12 protein-coding genes, 1 tRNA gene and 2 pseudogenes are annotated in these 18,572 nt (G+C 65.8%); 7 read left to right on the top strand and 8 right to left on the bottom strand.

Annotated elements, in window-relative coordinates; translation table 11 throughout:
• Positions 1 to 131 precede the first annotated feature (131 nt).
• The 5 genes and pseudogenes from B4U45_RS02520 to B4U45_RS02500 form a co-directional block, all read right to left on the bottom strand.
• Positions 132 to 566, bottom strand: a complete 435-nt coding sequence (locus tag B4U45_RS02520; RefSeq protein WP_075549101.1) for a type II toxin-antitoxin system VapC family toxin — start codon at positions 564 to 566, stop codon at positions 132 to 134.
• A 3-nt stretch (positions 567 to 569) separates the two neighbouring features.
• Positions 570 to 875 (bottom strand): annotated as a pseudogene (locus B4U45_RS02515) (type II toxin-antitoxin system Phd/YefM family antitoxin); the annotation flags it as partial.
• Between the two features lie 176 nt (positions 876 to 1,051).
• Entirely contained in the window at positions 1,052 to 2,206 is a 1,155-nt protein-coding gene (locus B4U45_RS02510) for a hypothetical protein (RefSeq protein WP_083155604.1), read from the bottom strand.
• A gap of 35 nt (positions 2,207 to 2,241) precedes the next feature.
• Complete coding sequence (locus B4U45_RS02505; RefSeq protein WP_131808355.1) at positions 2,242 to 2,808, bottom strand: DUF6088 family protein; 567 nt, start codon at positions 2,806 to 2,808, stop codon at positions 2,242 to 2,244.
• A gap of 498 nt (positions 2,809 to 3,306) precedes the next feature.
• Positions 3,307 to 3,392, bottom strand: a tRNA-Leu gene (locus B4U45_RS02500).
• Positions 3,393 to 3,518: 126 nt separating this feature from the next.
• Between B4U45_RS02500 and B4U45_RS02495 the strand changes: the two genes are divergently transcribed.
• The 4 genes and pseudogenes from B4U45_RS02495 (at position 3,519) to B4U45_RS02475 (ending at position 7,326) form a co-directional block, all read left to right on the top strand.
• On the top strand, positions 3,519 to 4,871 hold the full coding sequence (locus tag B4U45_RS02495) for a M20/M25/M40 family metallo-hydrolase (protein WP_075549104.1): 1,353 nt from the start codon (positions 3,519 to 3,521) through the stop codon (positions 4,869 to 4,871).
• Between the two features lie 34 nt (positions 4,872 to 4,905).
• On the top strand, positions 4,906 to 5,436 hold the full coding sequence (locus B4U45_RS02490; protein ID WP_075549105.1) for a YbhB/YbcL family Raf kinase inhibitor-like protein: 531 nt from the start codon (positions 4,906 to 4,908) through the stop codon (positions 5,434 to 5,436).
• A gap of 114 nt (positions 5,437 to 5,550) precedes the next feature.
• Positions 5,551 to 6,537, top strand: a pseudogene (locus B4U45_RS02485) (PE family protein); the annotation flags it as partial.
• A gap of 201 nt (positions 6,538 to 6,738) precedes the next feature.
• Positions 6,739 to 7,326, top strand: a complete 588-nt coding sequence (locus tag B4U45_RS02475; protein WP_239988068.1) for an alpha/beta hydrolase — start codon at positions 6,739 to 6,741, stop codon at positions 7,324 to 7,326.
• Here B4U45_RS02475 and B4U45_RS02470 read toward each other — a convergent pair.
• Positions 7,296 to 7,703, bottom strand: coding sequence for a hypothetical protein (locus B4U45_RS02470; protein ID WP_075549108.1), 408 nt, complete (start codon positions 7,701 to 7,703; stop codon positions 7,296 to 7,298). The two genes, B4U45_RS02475 and B4U45_RS02470, sit on opposite strands and share 31 nt — an antisense overlap.
• A gap of 542 nt (positions 7,704 to 8,245) precedes the next feature.
• Here B4U45_RS02470 and B4U45_RS02465 point away from each other — a divergent pair.
• The gene (locus B4U45_RS02465) at positions 8,246 to 8,893 is read left to right on the top strand and encodes a response regulator transcription factor (RefSeq protein WP_082275610.1); all 648 of its coding nucleotides are present in this window, start codon (positions 8,246 to 8,248) and stop codon (positions 8,891 to 8,893) included.
• 78 nt (positions 8,894 to 8,971) lie between these two features.
• On the opposite strand, the gene B4U45_RS02460 is transcribed toward B4U45_RS02465, so the two are convergent.
• Together B4U45_RS02460 and B4U45_RS02455 are read right to left on the bottom strand one after the other, a co-directional pair.
• Positions 8,972 to 10,222 (bottom strand): sensor histidine kinase, encoded by a 1,251-nt coding sequence (locus tag B4U45_RS02460; protein WP_075549110.1) that lies wholly within the window; start codon positions 10,220 to 10,222, stop codon positions 8,972 to 8,974.
• A gap of 118 nt (positions 10,223 to 10,340) precedes the next feature.
• Complete coding sequence (locus B4U45_RS02455) at positions 10,341 to 14,828, bottom strand: PPE family protein (protein WP_219859307.1); 4,488 nt, start codon at positions 14,826 to 14,828, stop codon at positions 10,341 to 10,343.
• A gap of 442 nt (positions 14,829 to 15,270) precedes the next feature.
• Here B4U45_RS02455 and B4U45_RS29770 point away from each other — a divergent pair, with 442 nt between their 5' ends.
• Both B4U45_RS29770 and B4U45_RS02445 read left to right on the top strand, forming a co-directional pair.
• Positions 15,271 to 17,226 carry a PE family protein gene (locus B4U45_RS29770; protein WP_219859306.1) on the top strand — a complete coding sequence of 652 codons (1,956 nt, stop codon included), beginning with the start codon at positions 15,271 to 15,273 and terminating at the stop codon, positions 17,224 to 17,226.
• Between the two features lie 538 nt (positions 17,227 to 17,764).
• Positions 17,765 to 18,572, top strand: an 808-nt coding sequence (locus B4U45_RS02445; protein WP_219859305.1) for a PE family protein, incomplete at its 3' end; no start/stop codon positions are given.

Genomic DNA, 18,572 nt, shown 5'->3' with positions numbered 1-18,572 from the left:
TCGCTGGGATGCGGTCGAATGCGACTCGTCACACTGCGTCCGAGGGGGGACTTGGCCACCTGCGACACGGGTCCTGACCTGGCGAATCGGTACCTGATCGTCGTCCCCCACTCTGATATCGAGCGGTGGGGCTAGGGGTCGAGTTGGGCGGGGGCGACTCGACACCCGGCGGCTTGGGCTCCGGTGTGCAGGCGTCGGTCCCACACGGCGACGATCAGGCCGGGTTCACCGACAGCCAACGCGCTGGCCAGATGAACAGCGTCGGCTCCGCGCAAGGCATGGGCTCGGGCGAGGCGGCCGGCGTGCTGTTCAACCGTCGCGGTGAGTTCGACTGGGCGGGTGGCGGCCCAGAAGTCCTCCCAGTCACGCTCGGCTTCGGCGAGCTCGGATTCGGTTAGGTCGTGATTGCGGGCTGCTGCGGCGAGTGCGGCGCGGACTTCGGGGTAGGCCAGGCGGCTGGACAATGCGGCGTCGCAGCCGTCCCATAGCGCGGACGCCAGCGAGCTCCCTGTCTCGGTGGTGAGAAGTTTGACGAAGGCGCTGGCGTCGAAGTAGACGAGCGGCACCGGTCAGCGCCGCTGGTCGCTGACACGGTCAGACACCGGCCGCCGCGGTCGGGGTCCGGACCGTCCCGCAGCGACGGGCCGCTGAGCGGTGGCCTTGCCAATCACGCCTTCGGCCGTGAGGCGCTCCAAGGTGCCAGCGCTGTCCAGCGCAGCGAGTCGCGCGACCGGAATCCCGCGGTCGGTGATGACGACCTCAGCACCGGCCCGAGCTCGATCGAGCCAATCGCTGAGGTGCGCGCGCAACTCGGTCACGGATACCTCCACACCGTGAACTGTACACTCACTGAACCGTGATTTGTACGTGTCACTACTGAGTGCGGAATTGCGGACGACCGCCTGGCGAGATGAATCTCTTGTGGCCGGATGCCGGTGTGAGATCCCGACGTAGGGCAGAACTAGAACATCAAGGCGATGCCAACCGGCACCAGCAAATATAGAAACCCGCGCCAACCGAGGCTCGGAGCAGGTTTTCTATCAGGCGGTTCTCACTGCTCGACCTCCCCAGCGGCCTCGTCCACGTCGGGAATGGGGCGCATCATCACCTGTCCCGGCTCGAGCTCGCCGTCGTAGGACACGCCGATCGCTTCGGTGAGAGGCTCTAGTTCAGATTCGCTGTCTTCGATCCGGACGAACCGTCCGCGGAAGAAGAGTGCCTCTTTTCCGACAGTGAGCGTGTCGTCGCCGAGCGTCAATTTGGTGGACTTGATGGTGATGAACTCGTAGACCTTGTCCATCTCGCGCTCGACCGGCGGCGCGTCGGGCTGGTGTTTGACCGTGAAGTCGCCGGAGAGCTTGCCGGTGACGGACTCGCCGGAGACCAGCTTGGCGACCTCGCGGATGCGCATGGCCTGATCGAAGTCCATCTCTTTGGGCATCTTCAGCAGCACCGAGACGTGCTCCTGGATCGTCGCGAGATTCTCGCAGACGGCTGCCCATTTGCTCGCGTCTCGGTCTCGGTCGGTCTGCAGAGTTGCCACCACACCGAAGTTCGGTGGACCGTACGGAACGCCGAATGCAAGTCGGTTCGGAGACTTCCACCCAGCCAGGACTTTCAGCCCGTCGACGAATTCTGCCGGCCGGTGACCCGACAAGTCGTATTCGGTGTGCAGGGTCATCTCACCCTCGAGATTGCCGGACTTCATACGCATCTCGAGGGTGAAAATCCCGGACTTCTCAACGAAGACACTCCGTACTCCGGCCTGGCCGACGGTGAGGTCCGTTCGTCGGATTGTGGTGCATGCAATCACGGAGTCGGAATCGGGCGCGATGATGGCAAGTAGCAACTCGGCTGGCTCGTCGTGGTCGGCGAGGGCGTCCGGCGGCGACAGCACCGCCAGGCTGGCGGCACCGAGATCACCACCGAGGCCGCCGGGCAAATCAAGGGAACCGCTCACTGTGCCCGAGGGCATGCGGATCGGCGCACCGTAGTCGACAAATCGCTCGAATTGCTGACGAAGCTCGTCGTCCTCAGCGGGGATCGCGATCGTGAACTGACCTTTGATCGGCCTCTCCCGCAAGGCTTCTAGCGACAGAGCGATGATCTTGAACGTGATCCAGACCGAGTCCTGCCGCACGGCGTACACCGCGACTAGACCAGGTTCGTGCTCCGACGGCTCGTCGGACGGCGGGCTGTCCGACACCGTGAAGTCGTACCTGTAGAACGGATCACAAGCGTTCAGCGACGCATGAATTCCCGCATTTCTCCGGCCACCGCCTTGCCGAGGGCGCGCAGTCGCACCGCTTTGGCTGTGGTCAGTTCGTTGACCTTGCGGGCAAGGGTCGTCATGCCACCGTCGACGAAGTGCTCGGGCGAACGGAGAACCTCCAGGACGGCGATCTCCTTCTCGTTGAGTGCCGCCCTGGCCGGATTGCTGCGCACGTGCAGCACGACACCAGGAACAGGGGGGTCGGCCTTGCGCAACGCCGACGCTTCGAACTTGGCGGGCACCTGGGTCGTGAGCCCTTGACTGCGCGCCGCGGAATAGCCCGCGGGGCCAAAGCCGGAGTTGGGTGCACGAAAGATCTCCCGGACGACCGCTTCGACGCGGGGCTTGACCGGTCCGTAGCGGCTGGCTCCGGGCACCTTGAAATAGAGTCCACGCCGTATGCGGACCAAGTCTCCGCTCTGCACGGCGCGCGACGCCGCTTTACGGGCGGCTTCATTGCTGCCAGGTAGGTCTGAGACGTGCACAAATGACCGCGGCGCGGCGCGTCGAATCTCCATCGCTGGTGTGCTGGTCATGGCTGACATCTTTCAGATTTTGGCGGGAACGTGACATTCATTCAACAAACCCGCAGTTCAGGGCAATGCTTACGATCCCGGGATTCACGAGTGGCGCGTGACTCGGGCCTGCGTCGACCGCAGTGCGCCGACCAACCCGGACGCCGGTCGTATCCAGAACATGCCGCCCCTGATGGGTGGTGAGTACGCGGCGTTCGCTGGCATCGCGGCGGGTGGGTTGTGCGAAAGCGTTGAGACGCAGAGTAGTTGTTGTTACCGCTGGCTACGGGGCCATATGAGGTCTTCACATTCGAGGACGGTACGTGGAGCCTGGGAAATATCTTCGACGCCCGAACCGGCAGGCGGTAGACGCGGGTAGGGCTTTGGCAGTGGGACGAGCGGTGACCAAATCCGTGGTCATGTGTCGGTGAACCACTATCGCCAATCGGCATGAGCAAACACAAAAATCCACTTCAGACGAGTTACAGCAAATTTTCTATCTATGTAGCTAACAATTTGTGTCCGAGGGGGGACTTGAACCCCCACGCCCATTAGTAGGGCACTAGCACCTCAAGCTAGCGCGTCTGCCATTCCGCCACTCGGACAAAACCACTCGCATGGGTTGGCAGCTAAGGCTATCCGATCGGCTCGCGTCAGCCCAACCGGGCTCGCGGGACACCGGTGGATCAGGATGGACCGACCACCTCAGAGGCGACCGGGAGTGGCCGACAGTGGTAGGAAAGGTGACTGTGACAGGTGCGGGCGATGACGTTGCCGAGGTTGTCAGCAGGTTGATCCGATTCGATACCACCAACACCGGGGACCCGGAAACCACCAAAGGCGAGGCCGAGTGCGCTCACTGGGTGGCCGAGCAACTCGCCGAGGTCGGCTACCAGCCGGAATATGTGGAATCCGGTGCGCCCGGGCGCGGCAACGTGTTCGCCCGGCTGGCCGGCCCCAAGGGTCAAGTCGGTTCCCGGGGAGCGTTGCTCATCCACGGGCATCTGGACGTGGTGCCGGCCGAACCTGCCGATTGGAGCGTGCACCCGTTTTCCGGCGCGATCGAAGACGGCTATGTGTGGGGCCGCGGCGCGGTCGATATGAAAGACATGGTCGGCATGATGATCGTGGTCGCCCGCCATTTGCGGCGCGCCGGCATCGTGCCGGCGCGGGAGTTGGTGTTCGCCTTCGTGGCCGACGAGGAGCACGGCGGCAAATACGGCGCGCAGTGGTTGGTCGACAACCGGCCCGATCTGTTCGACGGCATCACGGAGGCGATCGGAGAAGTCGGCGGCTTCTCCTTGACCGTGCCGGGCCGCGACGGCGGCGACCGCCGCCTGTATCTGATCGAGACCGCCGAGAAGGGCATCCAATGGATGCGCCTGACGGCGCGCGGCCGCGCCGGGCACGGCTCGATGGTGCACGACCAGAACGCGGTCACCGCCGTCGCGGAAGCGGTCGCCCGGCTGGGCCGTCACCAGTTTCCGCTGGTGTGCACCGACACCGTGGCCGAGTTTCTGGCCGCCGTCAGCGAGGAGACCGGCCTGAGCTTCGACACCGATTCGCCGGACCTGGATGGGGCCATCGATAAGCTCGGCCCGATGGCCCGCATGCTCAAGGCGGTGCTGCACGACACCGCGAACCCCACCATGCTCAAGGCCGGATACAAGGCCAACGTCGTCCCCGCGACCGCGGAGGCGGTGGTGGACTGCCGGGTACTACCCGGCCGGCAGGCGGCTTTCGAAGCCGAGGTGGACGAGTTGATCGGCCCCGAGGTCACCCGCGAGTGGATCCGGGACCTGCCGTCGTATGAGACCAGCTTCGACGGCGATCTGGTCGATGCCATGAACACCGCGGTGCTGGCCGTCGATCCCGACGGCCGCATAGTGCCTTACATGCTGTCCGGCGGCACCGACGCAAAAGCATTCGCGCGCATGGGGATTCGCTGCTTCGGCTTCAGCCCGCTGCGGTTGCCGCCCGATCTGGATTTCACCTCGTTGTTCCACGGTGTCGATGAGCGGGTACCCATCGATGCGCTGAAGTTCGGCACCGAGGTGCTGACACATTTCCTGACCCACTGCTGATGTTCCGTGAGCCGACTATCCGAAAGGACCGAGCATGACAACACCGCCCGACCCGTATGCCGCACTCCCCGAGCTGCCGCCTTTCAGCCTGACCTCGGATTCGGTGAGCAACGGCCAGCCGCTGCGCAGCGCGCAGGTCAGCGGGATCATGGGCGCGGGCGGACAGGACGCCAGTCCGCAATTGAGCTGGTCGGGCTTTCCGGAGCAGACCCGTAGCTTCGCGGTCACCGTCTACGATCCCGACGCCCCGACGCTGTCCGGGTTCTGGCACTGGGCGGTGGCCAACCTGCCCGCCGAGGTGACCGAGCTGCCCGAAGGCGCCGGCGACGGCCGCGAGCTGCCGGGCGGCGCACTGACGCTGGTCAACGATGCCGGTATGCGCCGCTATGTCGGCGCCGCACCGCCACCCGGGCATGGTGTGCACCGGTACTACGTTGCGGTGCATGCGGTGGACGTCCAGAAATTGGATCTGAGCGAAGACGCCAGCCCGGCCTTCCTCGGTTTCAACCTGTTCCAGCACGCGATCGCCCGCGCCGTCATCTACGGGACCTACGAGCAGAGGTAAGCCTCGGAACCTGGGAAACCACAGGGGTTTCCGCGATTTCGACTGACGGCTCTTCGTGACGGTGGGTACCCTTCATGGGTTCGCGCATCGGCCTCATCACGCAAAAAAGCGTCCATGAATTATGTGGTAGCAACACCGGAATTCTTCACGGCGGCTGCCCAGACCTGACAAGCGTCGGATCGGCGATCAGCGAAGCCACCGCGGCGGCCGCGGCTCCGACAATCAACGTGGTGGCCGCGGCTTCCGATGAGGTGTCGGCGGCCATCGCGGCACTGTTCGGCGAACACGCGCAGCGGTATCAGGCATTGATCGCCCAGGCGGCGCAGTTTCACGCACAATTCGTCACCGCTTTGATCGCCGGCGGCGGAGCCTATGCCCAAGCGGAGGCGGCCAACGTTGCGCAGTCTGTGCTCGATCTGATCAACGCGCGCACCCGGGCGTTAGTGGGGCGTCCGCTGATTGGCAACGGCGCCAACGGAATCCCTGGCACTGGGCAAACGGCGGCGACGGCGGCATCTTGGTCGGCAATGGGGGGGCCGGCGGTCCCGGAGGAGCCGCCATCGGTGCCGGCGGTGCCGGTGGAGCCGCCATCGGTGCCGGCGGTGCCGGTGGGCCGGGCGGAATGGGTGGATTGTTCAGCCCGGGCGGAGCGTTGTTCGGCGACGGCGGGGCCGGCGGCGGCGGCGGCTCCAGTTCGGGTTCGGGAGGGGATGGGGGCAAAGGCGGCAGTGGCGCCCTGCCTTCGGCAGCGGCGGTCACGGCGGCACGGGCGGGACTGGCGCCAGGGTCGGAAGCTTCGCGGGCGGTGATGGCGGAGCCGGCGGTTCCGCGGGCGTGTTGTACGGCTCCGGCGGTTCCGGTGGTGGCGGCGGCGGCAATGGCGGCACCTCTACCAACGCTGCCGGCGGTGACGGCGGCGCCGGCGGAACTAGCGGCCGGCTCGCCGGCTCCGGTGGGGCTGGCGGGGCGGGAAACTTCGGCGGCGCAACCGGCGGGGTCGGCGTCGGCGAAGGCGCCGCGATTGGGCTCCTCGGTAGCGGCGGCGCTGGCGGAGCGGGCGGCGCCGGCGGGCTGCTGTTGGGGCCAGGTGGTACCGACGGGTTGTGATGTTGCCGGCGATACCACCGCAGAGCGAGCAGCACCGCGAAACCGCCACCTTTAAGCGTCCTGGCCCGCCAGGTCAGAGGACTGATCGATATCGGGGATCAACCAGTCCGGCCCGGCGGTTGGCTCCGAATCAATGCTGTGCGGCCACCTCGTTCCCCCGTTCGGGCCTGCGTTCTCGTCCTGCCAGGCGGTAAGGTGCGCAGCGACGACACGTCCCGGTGGTGGCAGCTGGCCAACCTCAGGATGGTGTTCATTGCCGGCACGCTGCGACGTCGGCTGGGGCGCGACGTTTTGGTGCGACGTGTTCAATACCGCCGCCGCGGGTGGAATAGTCCGGGCTTGGATGCGGTCCGCGATGCCGAGGAAGCTCTCGGCCAGCTGTGCCGCCGCTTCGTTCCCCAACACATTGTGCTGGTGGGTCATTCGATGGGTGGCCGCGTCGCCGCACACCTGGCCGGCCGAGGTGACATCGGGGCAGTCGTGGCACTGGCGCCGTGGTGGACGGAAAGCGACGGAGACCGGATCCCGGTCCGGACCCGGCTATTGGTCCTGCACGGCACCGCCGACACCTGGACCGACCCGCGCAGTTCGCGTACCCAGACGTGTCGGGCTCGCCGGCGCGGGGTGGACGCCATGTGGGTGGGCGTCGAAGGCGCGGGCCATTACATGGTGCGGCGGTGGAGCGAATGGCACCAGCGCAGCACGGATTTCGTTGTCGAATATTTGGCGGCTCCAGTGGGCTCTTCGGTGGGCTACAGCCCAGGCAGGCAGGAGGGCAAGTAGCACGGGCTGTCCGGAGGCTGGGCTCTCCGGAGGATGTTGGCCAGCTTGATAACCGCCATGCCCAGCATCGCCTGCACCTGCGGCTGTTGCTCTGCGGGAAGACCCCGCGTTTCTTTATCCACGATGGTTACCTGCTGTTGGAGTTGTGCTAAACGCTGTTGTCGCGCCTCCGGGGTGATGTTGTCCCAGCTGTCGTCCAGGTCGGAGATTTGCTGCAGCAGATCTTGTACCTCCGACCTAAGGTCGGATCCGAGGTTGGGCTGCAACGGGTAGACGCGGACCGGCAATGGGTGAGCGGTCACCTCGGCATGCGCGGGGCTGGCTGTCAGCAGCGTGCCGGCCAGCAGGCCAGCCACCGCGATCGTGATGATTTTCATGGCGGTTCGTTTCCCGGGGGTGGCGGCGTTGTCGTGGCGATGACACACCGACCGCACAGCTACCGATCCCAACGTGCGGGTACTGCCCGGCTGCGCAGGATCATCGCCTCAGGAAGCGACCCGGCACCGGATCGGCATGGTTCACATCTCCGACAGTTGTGGTGGACCGCATGATGACACGGTCCGGCGCCGCGCGAATCCTGGTGTACGTCAAAGAACTTCATTGGCCTGCAATGGAGCGCCGGTTTGCCGGGCACTGCGGGACGTTGCCGCCGCGGGTGTGCCCCAGGGTCGTCCCCGGTATGTCGGCGCGTGCCGAGATTCCGCCGGTACTGACCGGGCGGTCCTCGAACGAAACGGCACAACGTGGCGAGCGCCACCGCGGATATGCTGCGCAGTCACAACTGCGCGACCCGTATCGGCAAATCGTCACGCCAGGCCCGTCACCGGAGACACAATGATGAGGCACCTTGTCCGTCCCCCGCGCGGAGTCCGTCCCTGCGCGGAACCACAGAACTTCGTTGAAGCGCTTGGAGCAGGCCGTGGCCGATTCCCATGACCGAGTCACCGTCGTCGTGGCCGACGACCACCCGGTAATGCGCCAGGGGGTGGTGCGGGCCCTTAGGTCCAGCGGGCGGGTGGAGGTCGTCGCCGAGGCGGCCGACGGTCGCGCGGCGCTGGACGCCATCCGCCGACTTCGGCCTGCGGTCGCACTTCTCGACTACAAGATGCCCGAACTGGACGGTCTTGAGGTGACCCACGCCGTCGCCCGTGACGGATTGCCCACCAGTGTGGTGCTGCTGAGCGCCTTTGATGACAGCCCCGTCGTCTATAAGGCTCTGGCCGAGGGCGCTTCGGGGTTTCTGACAAAGGAATCCGACAGCGACGAGATCGTCAACGCCGTGCTCAGATGTGCCGAAGGAGACTCGTACCTGCCGGCCGGGATAGCCGGGGGATTGGCCGGTGAGGTGAAACGGCGGGGCAAGGGAGCGACAACGTTACTGACCGAGCGCGAAGCCCAGGTGATCGCGATGATGGCCGATGGGCTGTCGGTTCCGCAGATCGCGTCACGACTCCATTTGGCGCGCAGCACGATCAAGACGCATGCGCACAGCCTGTACGAAAAACTTGGCGTGTCTGATCGGGGAGCGGCCGTAGCCGAGGCGATGCGGCGCCGATTGCTCGAATAGTTGCCGGACAGCCATAGCCTTGGACTGATCGCGGCGGTGCTCCCCAAAGCGGGCCTGCTGCGCGGTTTCGGCCGACGTTCAACACCGTTCCGGCTCACGATCGGTTCGGCGCGGCACCGTCGCCGAGGCGGTGGTTGGCGCTGGGTGCCGAAGCGGCACCGTCACTTGCAGGCGCGCGCCAACGGGTCCCTCGATGATGGTCAAGGTGCCGCCGGCGGCTTGGACCCGCGCCCGGTGCGAGGCAAGACCGATATGGCCCTGGGTAAGGCGACGCGCTGCGCCGTCACCGGTGAGGCCGATGCCGTCATCTGTCACGTCGATCCGAGCGGCGTCGCCGTCGATCGCCAGTTTCACCGTCGCCGATCTGGCCTGCGAATGACGGGCCACGTTGGATACCAATTCGCGGATCACCCCGAACAGGATCGGGTCGATCGCATTCGGCTGCGGATAATCGATGTCCGTTGTGATCGCAATGCCAGACCGGGCCGCTGCGACGGCGACGAGCTTCTCTACCGCAGCCGCCAGGCCGACTTGGTCGAGTAGTGCCGGGTGTAGCTCGAAGGTCGCCTCGCGCAGCAGACGGGAAGCGTCCTGCAGGCTAGCCAGTGCCTGGTCGAGGGGTGCATCCGGGGACCGCTTGAGGAATCCGGCAATATCGCGACGGGCCGCAAGCACGTCTTGCAACGGTCCGTCATGGATGAACTCGGATATCTGCCGCCGCTCGGCCTGCGATGCGGTCATGGTCTCGGCAAGCAGCTCTTCGCGCGAGGTCGTGAGTTCGGCCAGTTCGTCGATATTGCGCAACCGGAAAATCACCACCAATAGCGCTGTGCCGCAAATGAATCCATACATCAGCACGATCACTGCCGTCTCCCGTGGACCAACCCGGCTCATGATCACGGGGTCTTGAAGGACCGATGCGGTGAAGACCGCGAAGGCGCAGGCCAGCACCATACCGGCGCGCCGCAGCGACAACTCGACGGCTACCAGGCGCGGCAGCAGCGCCATCACCAACAGGGGAATATATCCGCCGGGTGAGAGCAGTTTGAAACCGAACACCGCGGCGACATCCGTCAGCGCGAGTGTCAACAGCGCCCGGTCGTCGTTGAGCAGTTGACTTGTGCCGGCATAGGTCAGCAGCAGCGCGCCGACGGTCACGAATGCATAGACGCCCAGCAGCACGGCCTGCGCCGGCAATCGAGCCGGCTCGGTGAGGGTCAGCATTGCGCTGAACATGATGACGGCGACGCCGACGCGCAAAATGGACCCGCCCTGCAATGAGCGCAACCGTTGTTTGCGGAGGACCTGCTCGATATCCGTGCTGTTCATCGGTGACCTGGGCTCAATCGTTGGGGCCGTCAGCGTTTACCTTATTGTCGGGTGCTGCTAATCGGGTAGCGTCCATTCCGCGAATGCGCTTTCTCGAGAGCGGCCCAGCCGACCGCAGCTACGGCACGAAGACGTCGTTGAAGACTCCCGAGAGGTTGGTGCCAACGTTTCCGATACCCGAGTCGAAGGCCGCCTGTGTCAGATCCACGGTGCTCGTGTTGAAGGAGCCCGAAATGGTGTTGCCCAAGTTCGCGAAGCCCGATTCCAGCCCGCCGTAGTTGAGGTAGCCCGAGTTTCCGGTTCCGCCGGCGTTGCCCAGGCCCGACGAGTTCGCGACGGCGTTTGCCAGCCCCGACACGGCCCCGGGTGCGGAATTGAAGAGGCCCGAGGCGCCGCCCCCGCCGGAGTTGAAGAAGCCCGACGACGGGTCGGTGGTCGAATTGAAGAATCCAGGGCTTTGCTGGTAAGTGAATCCGAAGGTGTAGGGACCTAGGGTTCCGCTGCCGGGCAGATCAAATGTTTGAGCAATGGTTTCGGCTACCGTGGTGGGCGCGAGCAGGGTGTACGGACCGAGTGCCCAGCCGCCGACGCTGCCGTCGTACAAGGTTGTTGTGATGGTGGTGCAGTACCCCAGGAAGCAGATGGTCTGTTGTAGTTGGACCTTTATGGGGATGCTGGAAATGTGGAATAATTCCAGGGTAATTTCATTGACGTTGCCGCTAATAGGTATCTCGATGGGGGCATTCACGTCGTAGTGCCAGGGGATTTCGGGAATGGTCGACGAGTACGAAATGGTAATCAGGCCCTGGTAATCGCCCCGCCACAAGAAGCCGTTGCTGTAGTTGCCCGAAATGAACGCGCCGGTGTCGACGTTGCCCGAGTTCGCAACGCCGGTGTTGGAGTTGCCGGTGTTGGCCAGGCCGGTGTTGGCGTCGCCCGGGTTGAACAGGCCGGTGTTGGTGTTGCCGGGGTTGAAGCTGCCGGTGTTGGTGTTGCCGGTGTTGTAGCTGCCGGTGTTGTAGCTGCCGGTGTTGGCGATGCCGGTGTTGGCCAGGCCGGTGTTGAAGGCGCCGGTGTTGGTGTTGCCGGCGTTGGCCAGGCCGGTGTTGTGGTTGCCGGAGTTGGCGATGCCCCAGTTGCCGTCACCGGAGTTGGCGATGCCGATGTTGTCGGTGCCGGAGTTGAACAGGCCGATGTTGCCGCTGCCGGAGTTCAGCGCGCCGAATCCGGTCTGGCCGTCGCCGGTGAGCCCGATGCCGATGTTGCCGTTGCCGGTGTTGCCGAAGCCGATATTGCCGTCGCCGGTGTTGCCCGCGCCGACGTTGTGGCCGCCGGTGTTGCCGAGACCGAGATTATGGACCGCCGCGGTCAACGACGGGCCAGTGTTGGCGAACCCGATATTGCCGTTGCCGATATTGCCGCTACCGAAGTTGGCGCTGCCGAGGTTGCCGCTGCCCATGTTCAGGTCGCCGACGTTGCCGCTGCCCAGGTTGTAATCCCCAGTGTTGCCGAAGCCCACGTTCAAAGCCCCGATATTGCCCAGGCCCGCGTTGAACATCGTCCCGGTCGCGCTGTCGCGCAGCACGCCGGCCAGGTTGGTGCCGATGTTCGCCACGCCGGAGAGGTTGCCCGCCGCCAGGAGCCCTTGGGTGCTGGTGTTGTAGACACCTGAGATGGTGTTGCCGGCGTTGGCCAGGCCGGATTCGAGGGAGCCGACGTTGCGGTAGCCCGAGACGCCCGCGCCGCCGAGGTTGCGGAAGCCCGACGTGTCGGCGCCGGCGTTGCCGAAGCCCGATGCGCTGCCGGTGCCGGAGTTGAAGAAGCCCGACGACGGGCTGGCTGTCGAATTCCCGAAACCCGGGGCCGCCGGGATATCGATGATCTGGATCGTCCCGCCCTGTAAGGCGCCGATGACCGTCGCATCAATGGACGTAGCTGGGCCGCCGATGTCGATGGTCACCGTGGGACCGGTGAGGGTGGATGACGAGATGGTGACCGGTCCCAGATAGAAGTCGCCGTCGAGAAAGTATGTCTTGGGATAAGTATAGCCCGGGATGGTGTATTCCTGCCCGCCGACCACCAGTGTTTGCTTAATGGGATTGACGGACTCGACGTCGATGGGGACGGTGGGAATATCGATGGCGAGATGAGCGCTGATCTGGCCCTGGTTGTCGCCGGTCACGAATAAGCCGTTACTGTAATTTCCCGTGCTGAAAGCGCCAGTGTCGACATTCCCTGGGTTGAAGTACCCCGTGTCATAATTGCCCGGGTTCAATCCGCCTGTATTGTGCTGGCCCGCGTTATAGCTTCCGGTATTGGTGCTGCCCGCGTTGACGAAACCGGTGTTATAGCTGCCGCCGTTGCTCAGACCGGTGTTGGTGCTGCCCGCGTTGACGAAGCCCGTATTCAAGATGCCGCTGTTCTCGATGCCGGTATTTCCGGCACCGGCGTTGCCGAAGCCCCAGTTTTCGCTGCCTGAGTTTCCGATGCCGATGTTGCCGGTGCCCGAATTGAACAAGCCCACATTTTCGGTGCCTGAGTTGAACAAGCCGATGTTGGCGCCGCCCGAGTTGAGCGCGCCAAGCCCCACTTTGCCGTTTCCGGTGAGCCCGATCCCGATATTGTTGCTTCCGGTGTTGGCAAAACCGACATTGAAGTCGCCGGCGTTGGCGAAGCCAATGTTGGAGTTACCGGCGTTCCAGAAGCCCCGATTATGTGTGCCGGCGTTTCCGGGGCCGATGTTGTAGTCGCCCAGATTTCCGGAGCCGAAGTTGTCGATGCCGATACTTGCGAAGCCGAGGTTGCCGTCGCCAACGTTTCCGCTGCCGATGTTGGTGCTGCCAATGTTGCCGCTGCCGAGGTTGGCGTTACCGATGTTTGACCTGCCGAGGTTCGTGTTTCCGAGATTGCCGCCGCCGAAGTTGGAGTCGCCGACGTTGGCGTTGCCGATGTTCGCACCCCCGTGGTTGGCGAAGCCGAGGTTTAGTGACGACGGGCCGCCGCGGAAGCCCGACAGCTCACTGCCGGTGTTAAGGGCACCGGAGACAAAGGCGGGCACGGTGGCATTCAGCAGGCTCTCGTTGAACCCGCCCGAGATAGTGTTGCCGGAGTTCACCAGGCCCGATTCCAGCGCGCCTGCGTTGTAGTAGCCCGAGATTCCGACGTCCGATGAGTTGAAGAAGCCCGAAGTATTAGCGCCGGAATTGGCGAAACCCGACGCACTACCGGAACCGGCGTTGAAGAAGCCCGACGACGGGATGTCGGTAGAGTTTCCGAAGCCCGGAGCCATCAGGCCCTGATAATTTCCTCGCCACAACAGGCCGTTGCTGTAATTGCCCGAGATCAATGCGCCGGTGTCGGCGTTGCCGGTGTTTGCCACGCCGGTGTTGTAGTCGCCCCTGTTCAAAAAGCCGGTGTTGTAGCTGCCGCCGTTGAAGCCGCCGGTGTTGGTGCTCCCCGGGTTGTAGCTACCCGTGTTGTAGCTGCCCGCGTTCGCGACGCCGGTATTGGCTACGCCCGAGTTGAACAAGCCGGTGTTTGCTTCACCCGAGTTGCCGATGCCGGTGTTGTAGCTGTTACCCGAGTTGCCAATGCCCCAGTTTCCGGTGCCCGAGTTCCCGATGCCGACGTTTCCGGTGCCCGAGTTGAAAAGGCCGACATTGCCGGTGCCCGAGTTCAGGCCGCCGAGACCGGTCCGGCCGTTGCCGGTCAGCCCGATACCGATATTTCCGTCGCCGGTGTTGCCGAAGCCGATGTTTCCGTCGCCGGTGTTGCCGAAGCCGATGTTGGTGCTGCCCGTATTGCCCCACCCGATGTTGCGGCTGGCCGGGGTCGACGAGGGGCCGGTGTTGCCGAACCCAATGTTCGCATTGCCGACATTTCCGCTGCCGATGTTGGTGCTGCCGATATTTGCGGAGCCGATATTGAAGCTGCCGATGTTGCCATTGCCGATGTTTCCGCTACCCATGTTGGCGAATCCCAGGTTCAAGCCCGCCCTACTAAGCGGGCGGGCAAAGGCTAAGGCCGGGCTGGCGGAGCCCGTAACGGACTCTGCCCCGGCCCGCTGCCCGGGCAGGCCCGCGAGCGCATGCGGCGTCGGGGGGAACGGGGTCAACATCGTGGCGACCGCCGAAGCCTCGGCGTGGTAGTCGAACATTGCGGCCACATCCTGGGCCCACATCTGCTCATATTCGGCCTCGACGGCGGCGATCGCCGGGGCGTTTTGGCCCAACACGTTCCAGGCCACCAGCCTTAGCAGCCGGGTCCTGTTGACCGAGATAGTCCCCGGATGCACGGTGGCCGCTCGCGCAGCCTCGAACGCGGCTGCCGCTAACCGGGCTTGGGCGGCTGCCTGCTCGGCCTGCAGTGCGGCCGCGTTCAACCAGCCCACGTGGGTTGCGGCCGCGTCGGCCATCGTCGCCGCGGCCGGTCCCTGCCACGACGAACCCGCCAGACCGAAGGTCAGCGATGAGAACGCGAATGCGGACGAGCCGAGCTCGGCGGCTAACCGCTGCCATGCTGCCGCCGTCGCCAGCATCGGCGCCGAACCCGCGCCGGCAAACATCCGCGCCGAATTGTGCTCCGGCGGCAACCCCGCGAAATCCATCACATCTCCCTAAGCCGAAGCAGATGGCGGCGCCGCGCCGGCGGGCGGTGTGGCGGCATCTCTGCTGGCCGGTGGTTGTCTCGGCCGAGAATGCTCGGCGGCGCCAGGCGGTATCACCGCAATTCATAGTGAATATCGGGCAATCCGCAACTGGCCTCTCGTTCGTTCGCCGCCCGGGGCGGCGGTGACCGCGGAGCTGGGCCCGGACCCGCTGTCATCCTGAAAAGATCAGCAGCACAGCATATTTCGATGGTCAACACGGCCTCGTCAAAACTCCCGCCTGGGAGCCGGCGGCTGTGTTGTCCTCCCCCAATGGGGGGAGAAAATTTCAACCCTCGAATCCGCCTTTCGGCCGAGGGTGCGGTGGCCCGAATGAGGTGATGGTGATCGGTGGAGTACTGGCTCGGTAGCCAAAGACACTCGGACAAAGGGGATCGAAGTGATGTCGTTCGTGGTGGCTAGCCCAAAGGTACTGGCCGCGGCAGCGGCGGATGTGTTGCGGATCGGTTCAAACCTGCGTTCAGCAAATGCGGCGGCAGCGATTTCGACGGTTGCGGTGTCGGCGCCGGGTGCCGATGAGGTCTCGGCGGCGGTGGCGTGGCTGTTTTCCGGGCATGGCCAGGCCTATCAGAGTTTGAGCGCTCAGATGGCGGCGTATCACGACTATTTTGTGGGGACTCTCAAGTGGAGTGCGGATGTGTATACCGTCGCCGAAGCCGCCAATGCGTCGCCTTTGCAGACCGGGGGACAGGGCGTGCTCAGCTTGATCAATGCGCCCTCCGAGGCGTTGGTGGGGCGGCCGTTGGTCGGTAACGGTGCCGACGGGGCCAGTGGGCCGGTGGGGCAGCCGGGTCAGCCGGGCGGGATCTTGTATGGCGACGGCGGAAATGGTGGCAGTAGCAGCGCTGCTGGAGCTGCGGGGGGCGCTGGTGGGTCGGCCGGGCTGATCGGGCACGGCGGCGCGGGCGGCGCTGGCGGGGCCGGCGCGGTGGGGGGAAATGGCGGCAACGGCGGTCTGATTTATGGCAACGGCGGGGCCGGTGGCGGCGGCGGATCCGGCGCTGTTGGTGGTGCCGGTGGTGCCGCACTTCTGCTGGGTAACGGCGGAGCGGGAGGCGCCGGCGGAGCTGGCGGCGCGGGAGGCGCCGGCGGTAACGCTCTGCTAGTCGGTAACGGTGGTGACGGCGGGGCGGGCGGCGCGGCCGCTGCTGGCATCGACGGCGGCAATGCCGGGCGCGGAGGCGACGGCGGCTACGCCGGCCTCTGGGGTAACGGCGGCAATGGCGGGCATGGCGGAGCGGGTGCAACCGGGATGAACGGAGCTAATCCCAGCACCAATGGCGCTGCGGCGTCCGGTGGAACTGCCGGCACATCTGTGAGCGTCACCAACCCCACAGATGCCAGGGCCAGCGGTACGGACGGCGGAACCGGGGGCATCGGTGGTCCCGGCTGGGCGGGTGGCACTGGTGGCCAAGGTGGTAGCGCTCATGCCAGCAGCACCGACACCCACGGTGGCGAAAACACCGTCACCGCCCAAGGCGGCGATGGCGGGCGAGGTGGCACGGCGGGAATGGGCGGGTCCGGCGGGGTCGGCGGGGCTGGCGGGGCCGCGACCGCGACGAGCAGCAACACCGACAGCCTGCCCAACACCGTCGAAGCCACGGGCGGCAAAGGCGGTGATGGAGCCGCCGGCGGAGCTCCAGGCGGCGCGGGAGGCAGCGGCGGACCTGGCGGCAACGCAACGACCAGCACCCAATCGGTCGATATCAACAGGGCCATCGGCGGCAGAGGCGGTAACGGCGGTGACGGCGCGATCGGCGCTACCGGTGGCACGGGCGGAGCCGGCGGCACCGGCGGCAACGGAGGTCACGGGGGGCTGTTGGTCGGCAACGGCGGCAGCGGCGGCGCCGGTGGGACGGGCGGCACCGGCGGGGTCGGCGACCTCGGTGGCGTCGGCGGTAATGGTGGCGGCGGAGGCACGAGCAATACCGCAACTGCCGGTAATGGCGGCGACGCCGGCGACGGCGGGACCGGCGGGACCGGCGGGACCGGCGGGACCGGAGGCAGCGGCGGTCAAGGCGGTGCCGGCGGGCTACTCGCGGGCAGTGGAGGCGTTGGCGGTGCCGGAGGGGCCGGCGGCGAGGGAGGCGGCGGCGGCACGGGCGGCAACGGAGGCGATGGCGGCGCCAGTGGTGGCACTGGTGGTCAGGTCGGCCTCAGGGGTGACGGAGGCGGTGGCGGTACGGGCGGTGCCCCGGGCGCGGGGGGCAGCGGTGGCAGCGGCGGAACAGCTGGTGTCCTGAGCGGTGCCGCGGGCAGCGGCGGCGCAGTCGGTGAGAGCGGCACTGCGGGCGGTGACGGCCAGCGCGGCATGCCGGGCGCCGGCCGGGTGGCATAGCCGGGATGGGTATCCAGTACGCGCCGGGGCGCGGCGCAGCTACTCCCGCGCCGCGCCTTTTTGTTCGAATTCACCACCGGTCCTGCGCGCGATTTCCCAGTGGCTGCGCGCCTTTGGATTTGGCCCTGGGTCTCTTAAGGCTTTCGAGCCGGCGAGGTTTTCGAGTCGGCGGGTACACCGTCCGATGAGGCGACGCGAACCCGCATCATGCAACCGTGGGGCAACGGCATCGTAGATCTCCCTAACTCACAAGACCTTCTCCGCGAAATAACGGGACGATATTGGTTACCGAGCCGGGCCGGGACATGGCCGTTGCATGAAAGTTTCACTGTTCGAGTGTGTTTCGATGCTCGGACGGGCCTGTGTGGACCTTCGTTCCGGAGCCGGCGGCTGTGGTGTCCTCCCCCAATGGGGGGAGAAAATTTCAACCCTCGAATCCGCCTTTCGGCCGAAGGTGCGGTGGCCCGAATGAGGTGATGGTGATCGGTGGAGTACTGGCTCGGTAGCCAAAGACACTCGGACAAAGGGGATCGAAGTGATGTCGTTCGTGGTGGCTAGCCCAAAGGTACTGGCCGCGGCAGCGGCGGATGTGTTGCGGATCGGTTCAAACCTGCGTTCAGCAAATGCGGCGGCAGCGATTTCGACGGTTGCGGTGTCGGCGCCGGGTGCCGATGAGGTCTCGGCGGCGGTGGCGTGGCTGTTTTCCGGGCATGGCCAGGCCTATCAGAGTTTGAGCGCTCAGATGGCGGCGTATCACGACTATTTTGTGGGGACTCTCAAGTGGAGTGCGGATGTGTATACCGTCGCCGAAGCCGCCAATGCGTCGCCTTTGCAGACCGGGGGACAGGGCGTGCTCAGCTTGATCAATGCGCCCTCCGAGGCGTTGGTGGGGCGGGCGTTGGTCGGTAACGGTGCCGACGGGGCCAGTGGGCCGGTGGGGCAGCCGGGTCAGCCGGGCGGGATCTTGTATGGCGACGGCGGAAATGGTGGCAGTAGCAGCGCTGCTGGAGCTGCGGGGGGCGCTGGTGGGTCGGCCGGGCTGATCGGGCACGGCGGCGCGGGCGGCGCTGGCGGGGCCGGCGCGGTGGGGGGAAATGGCGGCAACGGCGGTCTGATTTATGGCAACGGCGGGGCCGGTGGCGGCGGCGGATCCGGCGCTGTTGGTGGTGCCGGTGGTGCCGCACTTCTGCTGGGTAACGGCGGAGCGGGAGGCGCCGGCGGAGCTGGCGGCGCGGGAGGCGCCGGCGGTAACGCTCTGCTAGTCGGTAACGGTGGTGACGGCGGGGCGGGCGGCGCGGCCGCTGCTGGCATCGACGGCGGCAATGCCGGGCGCGGAGGCGACGGCG

It is taken from the genome of Mycobacterium persicum (assembly GCF_002086915.1).
Classification (GTDB): Bacteria; Actinomycetota; Actinomycetes; order Mycobacteriales; family Mycobacteriaceae; genus Mycobacterium; species Mycobacterium persicum.
Note: the sequence above shows the minus strand (reverse complement) of the source record. Positions and strands in the feature narration are given on the sequence as shown.